This window comes from Algihabitans albus (assembly GCF_003572205.1).
GTDB lineage: Bacteria > Pseudomonadota > Alphaproteobacteria > Kiloniellales > DSM-21159 > Algihabitans > Algihabitans albus.
This window is the reverse complement of sequence record NZ_QXNY01000004.1, coordinates 652,163-667,256: the sequence shown is the minus strand read 5'-3', so window position 1 is coordinate 667,256 and position 15,094 is coordinate 652,163. Positions and strand designations below refer to the sequence as shown.

General features: G+C 66.2%; 10 protein-coding genes. 7 read left to right on the top strand and 3 right to left on the bottom strand.

Annotated elements, in window-relative coordinates; all coding sequences use genetic code 11:
* Positions 1 to 34 precede the first annotated feature (34 nt).
* From DBZ32_RS13245 to DBZ32_RS13230, 4 genes are all read left to right on the top strand, one after another.
* Entirely contained in the window at positions 35 to 616 is a 582-nt protein-coding gene (locus DBZ32_RS13245; RefSeq protein WP_119167589.1) for a J domain-containing protein, read from the top strand.
* Between the two features lie 55 nt (positions 617 to 671).
* Positions 672 to 1,685, top strand: a complete 1,014-nt coding sequence (cobS, locus tag DBZ32_RS13240; RefSeq protein WP_235830183.1) for a cobaltochelatase subunit CobS — start codon at positions 672 to 674, stop codon at positions 1,683 to 1,685.
* Between the two features lie 20 nt (positions 1,686 to 1,705).
* Positions 1,706 to 3,598: a cobaltochelatase subunit CobT gene (cobT, locus tag DBZ32_RS13235; protein ID WP_119167588.1), complete on the top strand. Its 1,893-nt coding sequence runs from the start codon at positions 1,706 to 1,708 to the stop codon at positions 3,596 to 3,598.
* Between the two features lie 84 nt (positions 3,599 to 3,682).
* On the top strand, positions 3,683 to 4,693 hold the full coding sequence (locus DBZ32_RS13230) for an esterase-like activity of phytase family protein (protein WP_162906745.1): 1,011 nt from the start codon (positions 3,683 to 3,685) through the stop codon (positions 4,691 to 4,693).
* A gap of 24 nt (positions 4,694 to 4,717) precedes the next feature.
* Here DBZ32_RS13230 and DBZ32_RS13225 read toward each other — a convergent pair whose 3' ends face one another.
* The 3 genes from DBZ32_RS13225 to DBZ32_RS13215 form a co-directional block, all read right to left on the bottom strand.
* On the bottom strand, positions 4,718 to 5,311 hold the full coding sequence (locus DBZ32_RS13225; protein WP_119167586.1) for a DNA-3-methyladenine glycosylase I: 594 nt from the start codon (positions 5,309 to 5,311) through the stop codon (positions 4,718 to 4,720).
* Positions 5,308 to 6,123 carry a ferritin-like domain-containing protein gene (locus DBZ32_RS13220; protein WP_119167585.1) on the bottom strand — a complete coding sequence of 272 codons (816 nt, stop codon included), beginning with the start codon at positions 6,121 to 6,123 and terminating at the stop codon, positions 5,308 to 5,310. The genes DBZ32_RS13225 and DBZ32_RS13220 overlap by 4 nt, the downstream gene beginning before the upstream one ends.
* 69 nt (positions 6,124 to 6,192) lie before the next feature.
* Entirely contained in the window at positions 6,193 to 9,528 is a 3,336-nt protein-coding gene (locus DBZ32_RS13215; RefSeq protein WP_119167584.1) for a YhdP family protein, read from the bottom strand.
* Between the two features lie 131 nt (positions 9,529 to 9,659).
* Here DBZ32_RS13215 and DBZ32_RS13210 point away from each other — a divergent pair, with 131 nt between their 5' ends.
* From DBZ32_RS13210 to DBZ32_RS13200, 3 genes are all read left to right on the top strand, one after another.
* Positions 9,660 to 12,671, top strand: a complete 3,012-nt coding sequence (locus DBZ32_RS13210) for a bifunctional [glutamine synthetase] adenylyltransferase/[glutamine synthetase]-adenylyl-L-tyrosine phosphorylase (protein ID WP_119167816.1) — start codon at positions 9,660 to 9,662, stop codon at positions 12,669 to 12,671.
* An 89-nt stretch (positions 12,672 to 12,760) separates the two neighbouring features.
* A complete protein-coding gene (gene bcp, locus DBZ32_RS13205; protein WP_119167583.1) occupies positions 12,761 to 13,225 on the top strand; it encodes a thioredoxin-dependent thiol peroxidase in 465 nt (154 codons plus the stop codon).
* 608 nt (positions 13,226 to 13,833) lie between these two features.
* Positions 13,834 to 15,087 (top strand): MFS transporter, encoded by a 1,254-nt coding sequence (locus DBZ32_RS13200; protein WP_119167582.1) that lies wholly within the window; start codon positions 13,834 to 13,836, stop codon positions 15,085 to 15,087.
* Positions 15,088 to 15,094 lie beyond the last annotated feature (7 nt).

Genomic DNA, 15,094 nt, shown 5'->3' with positions numbered 1-15,094 from the left:
TCGCTTCCGCCCAGTTCCCATACTCAGCCTCGCCATGGAGCCTTCCACGCCCACACAGCCACGCACCTCCGAAGACGCGACAGGCGCCAGTGCGACCGGGCGCATCTGCGACCATCCGGCCTGCGCGGAGACCGGCCTGCACCGCGCACCGCGCGACCGCAATCAGCCGGGGGCCTTCTATTGGTTCTGCCTGGAGCATGTGCGCGCGTACAATCTCTCCTGGGACTGGTTCGCCGGCATGAGCGAAATGGAGATCGAGGCACAGCGCCGCCGCGATCAGATCTGGGACCGGCCGACCTGGTCTTTCGCCGGAAGCGACCAGGTGGAGGACTGCCAGGATCCCTTCGACCTCTTCGCCGAGGAACGGGAAGCGAGCCGCCGCCGCCGTGCCGAACGCCGGCGTCGCGCGCGCAGCGAGGAAGAGTTGGCCTTGGCCGAGTTGGATTTGAGCGCTCCGGCGACCCTGGCCGAAGTCAAAATACGCTACAAGTTTCTAGCCAAGCGCTTGCATCCCGATGCCAATGGAGGGGATCCGGCGGCGGAAGACCGCCTGAAGAGCGTCAATCGGGCCTACGCGACCTTAAAGACTCTTTACGCGCCCAAGGTCAGGGGCTAGGCCCGGGCTCAAAGGATCAGACCTCAAAGCGAACCCGCGACAGCAAGGACTATAGATGAGCGCCGATACGCACAGCCACGGTCCCGAAGCCGGCCATCAGATGCCGAGCGGCGGCCCAGACATCACCATCTCGGTGCGTCAGACCTTCGGGATCGACAGCGAACTGCAGGTCCCGGCCTTCAGTCAGGCCAGCGACTATGTGCCCGACCTTGACGAGGCCTACCGCTTCGACCGGGACACCACGCTCGCGATCCTCGCCGGCTTCGCCTACAACCGCCGCGTCATGATCCAGGGCTACCACGGAACCGGCAAGTCGACCCACATCGAGCAGGTCGCCGCCCGACTCAATTGGCCCTGCATCCGCATCAACCTGGACAGCCACGTCAGCCGCATCGACCTGATCGGCAAGGACGCCATCGTGCTGCGCGACGGCCAGCAGGTGACCGAGTTTCGCGAAGGCCTGCTGCCCTGGGCGCTGCAGAATCCCTGCGCTCTCGTCTTCGACGAATACGATGCGGGCCGGGCCGACGTCATGTTCGTGATCCAGCGCGTCCTGGAGGTCGAGGGCAAGCTGACGCTGCTCGACCAGAACAAGGTGATCCGGCCCCATTCGGCCTTCCGACTCTTCGCGACGGCGAACACCGTCGGCCTCGGCGACACCACCGGGCTCTACCACGGCACCCAGCAGATCAACCAAGGGCAAATGGACCGCTGGAACATCGTCGCCACGCTCAACTATCTGGAGTACGACGAGGAGGTCGACATCGTCCTGGCGAAAGCCACCAGTTACGATAGCGCCGAAGGCCGCAAGACCATCGCGGCGATGGTCGCCTTGGCCGACCTGACCCGCAGCGGTTTCATCAACGGCGACATCTCCACCGTGATGAGCCCGCGCACCGTGATCACCTGGGCCGAAAACGCGGAGATCTTCGACGACGTCGGCTTCGCTTTCCGCATCACCTTCTTGAATAAGTGCGACGAGATCGAACGTCCGATCGTCGCCGAGTACTACCAGCGCTGCTTCGGCAGCGAGCTGCCCGACAGCGGCGTCAAGGCGACGCTGGTCTAGAGGACTCTCGCCCTTTTCGAATGACCCAGTCCGCCGACACGCCGATCGAACGCTTCAAACGCGCCACCGCCGCGACGCTGCGGTCGATTTCGCGCGACGCCGAACTGACGGTCGGTTTCAGCGGCAACCAGCCGAGCCAGCCGCCGGTTCAGCCCGACGACAAGGCCGAGGTGCGGCTGCCGCTGCCCAGTAGGGACCTGCCCTTGGAGGAGGTGCTGCTGGCCCGCGGCGAATGCGACGCCGCAGCGCTTCGACATCGCTATCACAGCGAGAAGGTCCACGGGCGCAGCCGCCCCAACGAACAGGTTGCGCGCGAGATCTACGACGCCGTCGAACAGGCCCGCTGCGAGGCCTTGGGCGCCCGTCGGATGACGGGCTGCGCCCTGAATTTGGACGCGGTGCTGGACGACCGCTATCGGGCCCGCGGTTATGACCGCATCCGCTCGCGCGAGGAGGCCCCGCTGTCGGAGGCCCTTCGGCTGCTGGCCCGCGAAGCCATGACCGGCCAACCTCCGCCGGCCGCCGCACGGGCTCTGGTCGACGTCTGGCGTGAGGCGCTGGACCCGCGCATCCTGCAGGAGCTGCACGACCTGAAGACGGTGATCGGCGACCAAGGCGCCTATGCCAAGGCCGTGCGCCAGATGATCGCCGATCTGGATCTGGAGGCGACCAGCGACGAAGAGCTGGAGGACGACGATCAGGAAGACGACGGCGGCGAGGATCAGTCCGAAGACGCGCCGGATCAGATGCGCGGCGAGGGCGGCGAGCAGGACAGCGGCGAGAGTGCGGCCGCCAGCGACGGCGACCAAGCCGACCTGTCCGACGCTGAGGCGGCGGAGCAGGAGGTGGCGGAAGCCGACGGCGACATGATGGATGGCGGCGCCGACGAACAACCGGGCCAACCGGGCCGCCGCCCCGAACACGACCGCCACAATACGCCTGAAGATGAACTCTACCACGCCTTCTCGACCAAGCACGACGAGGTGATCGAGGCACCCGACCTTTGCGACGCCGACGAGCTGGCGCGCCTGCGCCAGATGCTGGATCAACAGCTCAACCATATGCAGGGCGTCATCGCACGGCTGGCAAACCGCTTGCAGCGCCGCCTGATGGCCAAGCAGACCCGCGCCTGGGATTTCGACCTGGAGGAAGGCCTGCTCGACACGGCCCGGCTGGCCCGCATCGTCGCCAACCCGACGCACTCGCTTTCCTACAAGATGGAAAAGCAGACCAACTTCCGCGATACGGTGGTGACCCTGCTGATCGACAATTCCGGTTCGATGCGGGGCCGGCCGATCTCGGTCGCCGCCATGTCCGCCGACATCCTGGCCCGCACGCTGGAGCGCTGTGGCGTCAAGGTCGAGATTCTGGGTTTCACCACCCGCATGTGGAAGGGCGGCCAGTCACGCGAATCCTGGATCGCCGCCGGCAAGCCGTCGCTGCCCGGCCGGCTCAACGACCTGCGCCACATCGTCTACAAATCCGCGGACACCCCCTGGCGGCGGGCACGGCGCAATCTCGGCCTCATGCTGCGCGAGGGCATCCTGAAGGAAAACATCGATGGCGAAGCGTTGCTCTGGGCCCACAACCGCTTGCTCGCTCGGCCGGAGCAGCGGCGGATCCTGATGGTCATCTCCGACGGCGCGCCGGTCGACGACTCCACCCTCTCGGTCAATCCCGGCAACTACCTGGAGAAACACCTGCGCGAGGTGATCACCTACATCGAGGGGCGCAGCCCGGTCGAGCTGATCGCCATCGGCATCGGCCACGATGTCACCCGTTACTACCGCCGCGCGGTCACCATCGTCGATGCGGAACAACTCGGCGGAACGATGCTGGAAAAGCTGGCAGAGCTGTTCGACGAGGAAGGCCCGCAGGTCGGGCGGCGCCCGACACGACGGCTCGCCGGCTAGCAGAGCGGCAAAGGGGCCCCGTTCCATCACGAACCAGAAATCGTGTTCGGCCAGCTTGCAGATAGCGGCATTGGCGAGGGCGGCATGAAACGCCTTCTTTCGATCGGTCTTTCGGCCCTGCTTCTCTCTGCTCCGGCGACGGCCAGCGCCGGCGCGGCCGCCGAAGCAGGCGAGCCGATTCCCCTGCGCGTCACGGCCCTGAAACTCAATGTCGAACGTCCGGCTCAAACCGAGGTCGGACGCTTGCTGTGGCGCGGCGGTCTGGAACTGATCAGCGAAGACGACCGGCTGGGCGGACTTTCGGCGCTCTGGCTCTCACCCGATGCGGAGCGAGCGGTCGCCGTCTCGGACGAGGGCCACTGGGTCACCTTCGCCATCGGGTACGATGGCGAAGGCACGCTCGCGACCGCAAGCAACGCCCGACTCGGGCCGCTGCGGGAGCCGGACGGCCGCTCCCTCGCCGGACTGAAGGACTGGGGCGACGCGGAGGGTATTGCCGTTCTGCCGAGCGGCGAGGTGCTGGTCGCCTTCGAGCGGCACCATCGGCTCAATCGCTACGACGCTCTGCCTCCGACCGGTCGGCCCACGCAAGCTCCGGTGCCGGGGAACCACGCTCCAGGCGCCAACGCTGGCGTGGAGTCTCTCGCCGTGCTGCCCGGGGGCGGCTTGCTGGCCATCAGCGAAGGTCTGACGGCAAGCTTCCGAGAAACGGAAACCTGGCTGGGCTTCGTCACCAACGACGACATCCAACCGGAATGGCAGAGTTTTCACATTCCGAAAGACGCCGACCTGGCGCCCGTCGATGCTCAGATCGATCCCGGGATGCGTTATCTCTATTGGCTGGAACGCGGCTTCTCGATCGTCGGCGGTGTCCGCGTCAAACTGAAACGCGCGCCGCTGGCCACGATCTCCGCCGGCACGCTGTTGCAGCCCGAGGAACTCGCCTTCTTCAAGGCACCGCTGACCGTGGACAACATCGAGGGGCTTTGGCTGCGCGAAGGCCCCGACGGCGAGACGCTGATCACGCTGCTGTCCGACGACAATTTCAGTCGCCTGCAGCGTACCCTTTTGCTCCAGTTCGAACTGATCGAATAGTCAGCTCCGGTTACGCCAGACCCGTCAGGCAAGCTCGCTGTAGCGGAAGCACTGCGTGGTGTGGTCCATGACCAACCCCGCCGCCTGCATGAAACTGTAGACAATGGTCGGACCGACGAAGCGAAAGCCGACCGCCTTCAGGCGCTTAGACAGGCCGCGGGCAGCCGGAGTTTCAGCCGGTACCTCGGCGAGACTCGCGAAACGATTGATCTGCGGCCTGCCCTCCACCGCTTCCCAGACGAACGCCGCGAAGCCGCCGGGATGAGACTCCTCCAGGTCGAGGAAAGCCCGGGCATTGTCGAGCGTGGCGGCAACCTTGAGACGGTTACGCACGATGCCGGCGTCGGCGAGCAGCCGTGCCTGCTCGGCCTCGCCCCATCCGGCCAACAGCGTCGGATCGAAGCCGGCGAAGGCCCGGCGGAAGTTCTCGCGCTTGTGCAGAATGGTCCGCCAGGACAGCCCCGCCTGAAACCCCTCCAGGTTCAACAGCTCGAAGAGTGCGCCGGCATCGCGCAGCGGCACGCCCCACTCTTCGTCGTGATAGCTGCGGTAGAGCGGATCGCCGGGCGGCAGCCAGCCGCAGCGCCGTCGCCCATCTTCATGGGACTGTGCGGTCATCGGGATGTCTCATGAAGGGCCAAGGGGAGGTAGTCGTCCGGCTCCAATCCAGCGCTCCGGCGGGCCGCTTCGTTGAAGGGCGGTTTCAGGACGCCGCGGAAATGGCGGCGCACCAGATCGTGCCAGGTCGCCTGCGGCTCCAGCCCACGCCGGTCGCAGAGCCAGAGATACCAGCGGCGGCCGACGGCGACGTGGCCGATCTCTTCTTCATAGATCGTCCGTAGGATAGCGGCAGAGGCCGGATCGCCGACCCGCTCCAATTTGGCGATCATTCCAGGTGTGACGTCGAGGCCCCGTGCCTCGAGAACTTGCGGCACCACCGCCAGCCGCGCCAGCAGATCGTGGGCCGTCTCCTCCGCCGCCTGCCAGAGGCCGTCATGGGCGGGCAGATCGCCATAAGCAGCCCCCAACTCCGCCAGACGATCGGCCAGCAGCAGGAAGTGCTTACCTTCCTCGTCGGCGACCTGAAGCCAGTCGTCGAAGAAAGCCTGCGGCAGATCCGGACAGGCGAAACGCGCCACCAGATCGACGGCGAGATCCACCGCGTTCAATTCGATGTGCGCCAGCGCGTGCAGTAAAGCGACCCGTCCGGCCACGGCTGTATTGATCCGGCGGCGCGGGACCTTGGTCGGCGACAACAGCTCCGGCTTCTCAGGGCGCGCAGGCCGGTCCGGCGCACCGCTGGAGCCGAGGCCCGCAAAGACGGCGTTTCGCCAGTCGGCCACCAGACGCCGGGCCGAAGCGGCCTTGGCGGCGGCATCAGCCGTGGCCAGGACGTTGCGGGAGGCGTCGGTGAGGGTCGGCGTCGTCATGACTCGGAGAGAACGCTTTTGCAGGGACTAAAGCAAGAACAGAATTATCGAGTCCAGAGGCGGAGAAGGTCAGCGTTGCGCGCCGGAAGGCGGCAAGGCCTCCAGCGCTTCCTCGCTTCCGTCGATCTTGCCGCTGAAGATTCCGCGCAGGAAACCGGGCGCCAAGGCCGAGAGGGGATTCACATCCACATCCGGATCGTCCAGGGAGCCGGACACGGAGTAGGTCACGCCCAGGACGCCCTCGCCTTCGCCACCGGTCAGGAGCGGCCCGAGGATCGGGATCGCGCCCAGCACCTGATTGATGGCATAGGCCGGCACCAGCGTGCCCTGCAGATCGATGGCGTCGGCCTCCGTGTCCAGCGTGCCCCGTGCGGTGATGCCGAGGGCCGGGCCGTAGGCCCGCAGCAGGTCGGTGGAGAGCACGCCCTGCTCCAGGACCAGTTCCCCGACGCCGCGCTCGAAGGTGATGCCATTGTCCTCGGCCAGCATGCCGCCGAGACCGCCGAGCGAAGCCCCGGCAACGATCCGGCCGAGCAGCGGCGCATCGACCAGAGTGTATTGGCGCAACTCCAGCTCCGCCTCGATCGGCGCAGACAAGAGCGGGCCAGGGCTGGTACCGACAATTCTCGTCTGACCGCCCTCCATTTCGTCCACCCAGCCGAAGACACGCAGGACAGCGCCCAGATCGTCGGCGCCCAACTCCAAAGCGTAACCGCTGCCCTCGGTCACCGGTCCCCAATCGAACCGGATCAGCTTTTGTGGGATTTCGGCGTCTCCGTCGCGCAGTTGGCCGTTCCGCCGCCACCAGAGCCGTGGCACCTCGGCGGAGGCGCTCAAGCGCTCCCAACCGCGCGGTCCACGCTCTCCCTCCAGAGCGACGGCCTCCAGACCGCGGTCTTTGCCCAAGTGCAGAAACTGAAGCTGCGCGACCTGAAGTTTCAGAGGCGTTTGCGGAGTGTCCGGCTCGGCCTCGTCCGGCTGGTCGGACGACTCTTCGTCGTCCAACCAGGGGGCAGCGTCCAAACGTCCGCCGCCGACCTGCACCTCCCAGCCTTCGCCAGCGGGAGTCGGCCAGGGACGGACGCTGATATCGTCCAAACTGCTTCCACCGAGCGTGACGTTGTTGAGGTTGGCGAGAATCAGGCCGCCGTCGTCAGGCGAGAAGGTGGCCGCACCCGTGACCGCGAGATCGCCCGCGAAAACCTCGACGTTGCGCAGAGCGACCAAACGCTGTCCCCAGAGCTGTGCGACGAGCCTCGCCGTGCCGGCGACACCCGCCGGTTTGCGCCATGCAAGCCTGGGAATGTCCATCTCGGCCTCGACGAGCTGCAAGGCGATCTCGACATCCGACGTCTCGTCGACCAAACCCACGAGTCGCAGGTCGGCTGCGACGGGCCCGCGAATCTGCTCCGCCAAAGGAACGCCGAGTTGCGCGCGGGCCGCCGCGTCCAGCGCGTCAGTGCTGGCGGTCACCTCCCGCCGAACCCCATCGCGCGCCTCGAAATACTCGGTCCAATCGAGATCCAGAGGAAGGCCGCCGAGGCGGAGCGGCCCGGACAGGGTCATCGAGCGGACGTCGAGATCGAGCGCCAGCTGACCCTCGGTGACATCGAGCCCCGAGACGGCATCCATAAGCATCACGTCGGAGAGCTCGGCGGTAGCCGTGATATCGATTTCCTCGTCCGTCAGGGCGTCGATCAGCGGGAAGGCGAAGCCGACACGGGCCGCGAAGGCACCGCCGCTGCCCTCCAGCGGCACGCCCAGCTTATCGATCAACAGCAGCCTCGGGTGATTGAGCACCTCCAAGGCCGGCTTCACACCGCCGCGGACATCGGCGTCGATGGCGAGCCGATGATCCTCACCGGACAGCCCGAAGATCTCGACCGAACCGGAGTCGAACTGGAGCTCCTGCAAGCGGCCCTGCTCGACATCGAAGCTCAAGCCATCGCTATCGAAGACGGCCCGCCCAGACGCCTCGGTCACCGGCGGCATGGGTCGGTTGTAGTGGATCTCCAGCCCGGAGAAGTCGAAACCGCCCTGAAAGCTGTTCAAAATCGGCTCTTGAGAGAGATCTTCCGGCGGATCTTGTGCCTGAGAGTCTGGAAAGCGCAACGAAGCGACGACCTCCAGGTTCTCGGCCGCACCGGCCGCGATGTTGCCCAGCACCCAGGTGCGGCCGTTCTCCGACGCGCCGGCCGGCCAGTAACGCTCCAAGTCCGCAACGTCCACCCGGTCGACCCGGGCACCGATACCGAGGTCGTGAAAGCCCTCGCCGAGATCGAGATTGAGCCGGGCGCGCAAGTTCGGCCCGACGGCGGTCTGATTTCCGAACTGAAGGGAGAAATCCTCCACCGCGATCCGCCGAGTCGCGGCCTCGTAGGTGCCGACCGCGGCAACGGCCGCCAGCTCGAGGGGGCTCGAATAGAACGCAGGCAAAGACAGGCGGCCGGCACCGGCGGCGAAATCGAAAGCGAGCCGGTCGATGCGCCCGTCCGCGTCCAAAACCAAATCGACCAAACCGTCCAACGACAGGTCGGCCTGCGACAGCGGCTCCAGATCCGGCGCCAGCCGTCCCAGCCGTGACAGATCGAGGTCCTGGAAAGCGGCCGCGATCCGCAATCGGCCGTCGGCAGCTCCATAGTCCAGGGTCGCTTCAAGCATCATCGGCCGGTCGGCGATGTCGAGCGACAGACCCGCCGTCCCCGCGATGCCATCGTCTTGGCGGAACAGCTCGATCGATCCGTTGCGTGCGGTAAGAGTCGTTCCGACGGCCCGATCGATCAGCGTTACGGTGAGATCCCGACCGCGCAGCGAGTTCAAGAAAGACAAGGGGTCGGACGGATCGGCCGGCGCGAGCAGCCTTGCTGCCAGCTCCGGCAGCAAGGCCGCGATCTCGGCCGGCGTTTCCTCCGCGTCGAACCCTGCGCGGTTCTGGGACGTGTCCCGGTCGGACCGGACCTCTTGCGTCATGGGCAGCCTGTCCGGAACCGCTGTCTCCGCCACGCCGAAGCGTCCTTCGCGATCGCGCTCCAGCGTGAGACTGGCCCCACTGACCTCGACGGAGGTGGGCGCGATCACGCCTTGAGCCAAGGCACGCAGGCTTAACGCGATGTCGACCTCGGGAAGCTGCGCCACCCTTTGGCCATCCGGACCGTTGACGCGCCAATCGCGGGCGCGCAAACCCACCGTGCGGTCCCAGCCGCCCCAAATCAGCTCGGTCGAACCGACATCCACGGTCAAGGGGCTATCGGCCGCGGCGAAGGCCCGCTCCAGTTCCGGAGTCAGGAAATCGACCGAGACCGGGCCATCCGATAGGCGCCACAGCAGGGCCGCCGCGATCAGGACGGCAGCGAGCAGCAGCCCGACCAGCACCTCGAGCGCAATACGGGTGGAACGGCGAATCATGAGTGCGACATTACCGGAGCCGATGGCGGCGAAACCAGTGAACTCCGAGTGAGTCTGACATTCGTGCCCTGCTTGACGCTATGCGGCGGCGCGGCGCAGTCTGGTCCGCCAATCAGGCTCCGATCATACCCATGCGTTACGCCTTCCTGCCTGCCGCCGAATCCCTGCCGCGCGTTTTCGATTCCGTCCAGGCTGCCAACGGCCTGGAAGATCTGGCCGAACGGGCCAGGCGTGCCGGACCCGAGACGATCGAGGCGATTGCGCATCTGATCGACGAGCCGGCCGGCCGAAGACTCCTGGAAACGGTCTTCGGCAACAGTCCTTTTCTCGGCAACTGCATCCTTGCCGATCCCGCCGGCTTTCTGACGCTGCTGATCGAGGGACCGGATCGGCGGATCGCGGCGCTTCTCGAGCAGACCCGGGCGGCCGCTTTCGCCGAGGACGCCCGGACAGCGGGCATTGCGCTCCGGCAGGCCCGTCGGCACTGCGCGCTGACGGTCGCGCTGGCCGACATCGCCGGGACCTGGCCGCTGGAACAGGTCACCGGCGCGCTGTCGGGCTTTGCGTCAGCGGCGATCGATGCCGGGCTCGGTCTGCTGCTGCGCCGCCTCCACCAGCGCCAGGAGCTGGCGCTGCCCGACCCGGAACGGCCGACCGAGGGCTGCGGCTATCTGGTGCTGGGCATGGGCAAGCTGGGAGCCGGAGAGCTCAACTATTCGTCCGACGTCGACTTGATCGTCTTCTACGATCCCGACCGGATCGATTGCCGCAGCAAGCGCGGCACGGCGGAGACGATGACGCGTCTCACCCGCGATCTGGTCCAGTTGCTGGAGGAACGCACGGCCGAGGGCTACGTCTGCCGCACCGATCTGCGCCTGCGCCCCGACCCCGGCGCCATGCCGGTCGCGATGTCCTTCGGCGCCGCCATGACTTACTACGAGTCGCTCGGCCAGAACTGGGAACGGGCGGCCATGATCAAGGCGCGGCCCGTCGCCGGCGACCGAGACCTGGGCGACCTCTTCCTGCGCGAGATCCGGCCCTTCGTCTGGCGCAAGCACCTGGATTTCTGGGCCATTCGCGACATCCATTCGATCAAGCGCCAGATCGCCGCGCACAAGGGCGGCAACCACATCGCGGTCGAGGGACACAACGTGAAACTGGGTCGGGGCGGCATTCGCGAGATCGAGTTCTTCGCTCAGACACAGCAGTTGATCTTCGGCGGCCGCAATCCCGAACTGCGCAAGCCGCAGACGCTCGTCGCACTCGACGGATTGGTCCAGTTCGGCCGGGTCAAGCCGGAGACCGCAGAGGACCTGAACAAGGCGTACCGCTACCTGCGCCGGCTCGAGCACCGTCTTCAGATGATCGGCGACCAGCAGACGCATCTCATTCCAGGCGACGCCGAGGGCGTGGAGCGCGTCGCCGCCTTCCTCGGCACGAGCGATTCGACCGCCTTCCGACAGGAGTTGGTGAACCATCTCGAGCGCGTCGAGCAGCACTACGCCGAACTGTTCGAGGAGGCTCCGAGCCTGTCCGGGCCTGGCAACCTCGTCTTTACCGGCGGTGAACCGGAACCGGGAACTCTCGAGACTCTGGCCAAGCTCGGCTTCGCCGATGGAACGCGGGTCTTCAACCTCGTGCGGGCCTGGCATCACGGCCGCTATCGCGCCACCCGCACAACCCGCGCGCGGGAATACCTGACGGAGTTGATGCCAAGTCTGCTTCAAGCCCTCGGCCGCACCGCACAGCCCGACGATGCCCTGCTGCGCCTGGACACCTTTCTGGCCGGACTGCCGGCAGGCGTTCAGCTCTTCTCGATGCTCCACGAGAACCCCAAACTGCTCGATCTGCTCGCCGAAATCATGGGCGACGCGCCGGCCCTGGCACAGCACCTGGGACGCCGGCCGAGCCTTCTGGAATCGGTGGTTGAGCCTGGATTCGGCGACGCGCTGCCGGACGCAGCGGGTCTCGCCGCGGAACTGGAAGAGGCGTTGGGCCAGGCTCGCGACTTTCAGGAAACGCTCGATCTGGTTCGCCGCTGGGCGGGCGATCGCCGCTTCCAGGTCGGTTTGCGTATCCTGCGCGGCGACTGCGATGTCACGGGTGCGGGCCGGTCCTACACCGCCATTGCCGAGGCGACGCTGCGGGCTCTGCTTCCGCGCGTCCAGGCGGAACTGGCCCGTCAACACGGTGAGATGTCGGGTCGCGGCCTGGCCGTCCTGGCGCTGGGCAAACTCGGCGCGAGGGAGATGACGGCGACCAGCGACCTCGATCTGGTCTTCGTCTACGAGGTCGCGACGGGAACGCGCGAGTCCAGCGGGCCCAAACCCCTCGACCCGTCGATCTACTTCGGCCGGCTGAGCCAACGCCTGATCACCGCGCTGACGGTACAGACGGCCGAGGGCAGCCTCTACGAGGTCGATCCGCGCCTGCGCCCCTCCGGCGCGACGGGTCCCATTGCCGTCTCTCTCGCCGGCTATCGCCGCTATCTGGACGAGGACGCTTGGACCTGGGAAGAGATGGCACTGACCCGGGCTCGGCCGATCGCCGGCGATCCGGGCCTGGCCGCAGATCTGAAGCGGACGATCCAGTCCGTTCTGACGCGTCCGCGCGACCGCGAGAAAACCTTGATCGACGTGGCCGAGATGCGCCGCCGGATCGATAAGGAGCATCCGGCCAGAGGTCTCTGGGACCTGAAATATCTGCGCGGCGGACTGTACGACCTCGACTTCCTCGCTCAGGGTCTGCAGCTGCTCTCGGGACAGGACAGTCCCGCCGTGCTGAAGACCTCGACGGTCGAAGCCCTGGAGGCGCTGGGCCTGGCCGAAGTCATCGGCCCGCACCGCTCGACGGGACTGATCGAGGCGGAACGACTGCTGAGCGCGCTCCAACAGGTGCTCCGCCTCACGGCCGGGGAAACCTTCGACGAGCAGCAGGCGCCGGAGGGCCAGAAGCGCGCGCTCGCGCGCTTCGCCGGCAAGGCCGATTTCGGCCTGCTGCGCGACGACCTGATGGCCGCCGTCGAGCGGGTCTGCGAGAGCTATGCCGAACTGATCGAGGAACCAGCCCGTGTCTTGATCGCCCAGCGCGACGCAGTGGTAGACGCCAAGGGATTCAAAGGCTCTGAGGGCCAGAAGCCTTGAGCGGACCGCGCAGCGGTGTCCCACCAGCTTGACTTTCGGCGCCCCGAGGTCACCTTTGCCGCGACCACAGCGAGATGGAGAAGGCCCCTATGAGCGTTGAAGTTGGCAAGCCTGCCCCGGACTTCACCCTGCCCACGGATGGCGGCGGCTCGGTTTCCCTCAAGGGATTGCGCGGCAAGAAGATCGTCCTCTACTTCTACCCGAAGGACGACACCCCCGGCTGCACCAAGGAGGCTTGCGGCTTCCGGGACAACCTGCCGGACTTCAACGGGCTCGACGCGGAGATCATCGGCGTGTCCAAGGACACTGTCGCCAAGCACGATAAGTTCAAGGCGAAGTACGACCTGCCCTTCACCCTTGCATCGGACGAGGACGGCAAGACGGTCGAGGCCTACGGGTCCTGGGTCGAGAAGGCGATGTACGGCAAGAAATACATGGGAATCGACCGCTCCACCTTCCTGATCGACGAAAAGGGCGTGCTGCGGGCCGAATGGCGCAAGGTGAAGGTGCCGGGCCACGTCGAGGAGGTCCTGGCGAAAGCGAAGGAGCTCTGACACCGGGCCTTTTCGGAAAGCGGGCATCTGCCGCGGAGGAGTTGGCTGCGGAGGCCAATGAACGGACACGCTCCAATCGGCTCCGGTCTCTGCGCGGACCCGGTTTTGCTTAGCCCCTCGCGGAATGTCCTCGCGCCGTCGGGAAGACTTGCGTCATGAAAAAAGGCGGCGCCCCGAAGGACGCCGCAAGAGTTACCGCGAAGCAACCTCTCAGCTAGGGTGCCGATCCGTCTGACGGGGAGATCCGCAGGACTGCGGACGACGAACCGACATATTGGTCGTGCCGAGACCGGTGATCGACGGCCCAACCAATTCAACCTCGACCTTCGGACGAGACCGACCCTGCAGAGAGGGCGCACGTCCGCCTGCCGAAATTCCTTGCGCGTCTCGGTGGATTTACCAATTTGCGCATTGTCTATGCGGAAATGTGTGTATCTGTTGCGCGGTTGCAAGAGGGATGGCGAAAAAAAGTCCACGCCTGTCGGGACGCTTGATTCCACGGGGTTTCACGCCGACGCTCGCAATGCGTCGTGGCCTGCTCGACAGGCGCCCGATTCCGAACTGGACCGCCTGTTTTCCCGCAAGGCCTGCGCTAAAGGTTCCCGGCGATGATTACTGCGCTTGCCGCCACCTGGAGCCTGTTCATCGGCCTGTGGCTCATCATGGCCGCACACGGCCTTCAATCGACATTGTTGGGCGTGCGCGCGGGGTTGGAAGGCTTCAACGAAACGATCACCGGCGTGATCATGGCCGGCTATTATGTGGGCTTTCTGATCGGGTCCCTGGTGACGCCTCTGATGGTCAGGCGGGTTGGCCACATCCGGGTCTTCGCAGCGGTGGCATCAGTGGCTTCGGTCGCCGTTCTCGCGCACTCGGTGATGATCGAGCCGATCAGTTGGACGGCCATGCGCATCGTCACCGGCTTCTGCGTGGCAGCCCTCTACATCGTCGCCGAGTCCTGGTTGAACGACAGGGCGACCAACGAAACCCGCGGCCAGGTTCTGGCGATCTACATGATCGTCGTCATGCTCGGCATGGCCGCCGGCCAGTATCTTCTGGTCCTGTCCGACCCGAGCGGCTTCGTGCTGTTCATCCTGGTGTCGGTCCTGCTGTCCGTTTCTCTTGTCCCGATGCTGCTTTCGGCCAGCCCGGCGCCCTACTTCGACGCCCCTCAACCGGTCTCCCTGACGGTGCTCTATACCACCTCGCCCTTGGCCGTGGTCGGAGCGGCCCTGCTCGGCGTCGCGCAAGGGGCGCTGATGGGCATGAGCGCCGTCTACGCCACCTCGGCCGGTCTGACCGGGGCCGAGATCTCGATCTTCGTCTCCGCCTTCATGATCGGGGGCGTGCTGCTGCAGTTTCCGATCGGGCAGCTCTCCGACCGCTTCGACCGGCGGCTTGTCATGACCGTCGTCACCCTGATCGCAAGCGGTGTCGCAGGGCTGGCCTGGTGGGTCGGCGACCTCGATCGCTGGCCCCTCTACGGGCTCGCGGCGGTCTTCGGAGGGTTCTGCCTCTCCATGTACGCGCTGGTTTTGAGCCACGCCAACGATCATCTGGAACGCGAACAGATGGTGGCGGCCTCTTCGACGCTTTATCTGGTCTATGCGGTGGGCGGCATCCTCGGACCGCCGGCTGCCGGGGCGGCCATGGGCGTCATGGGGCCGAGCGGTTTCTTCGCCACGGTCGCCCTGCTGCATCTGCTGCTCGGCGGCTTCGCACTCTACCGCATGGCCAGGCGCCCGGCGTTGCCACTGGAGGAGCAGGGCGGCTGGGTCGCCGTGTCGCAAAGTTCGGCCTCGATCGCTGCGGCGATGGCCGCCGACGAGTACGCGGAGAGCCAGTCCCAACAAGACAGCTAGAGTCGCT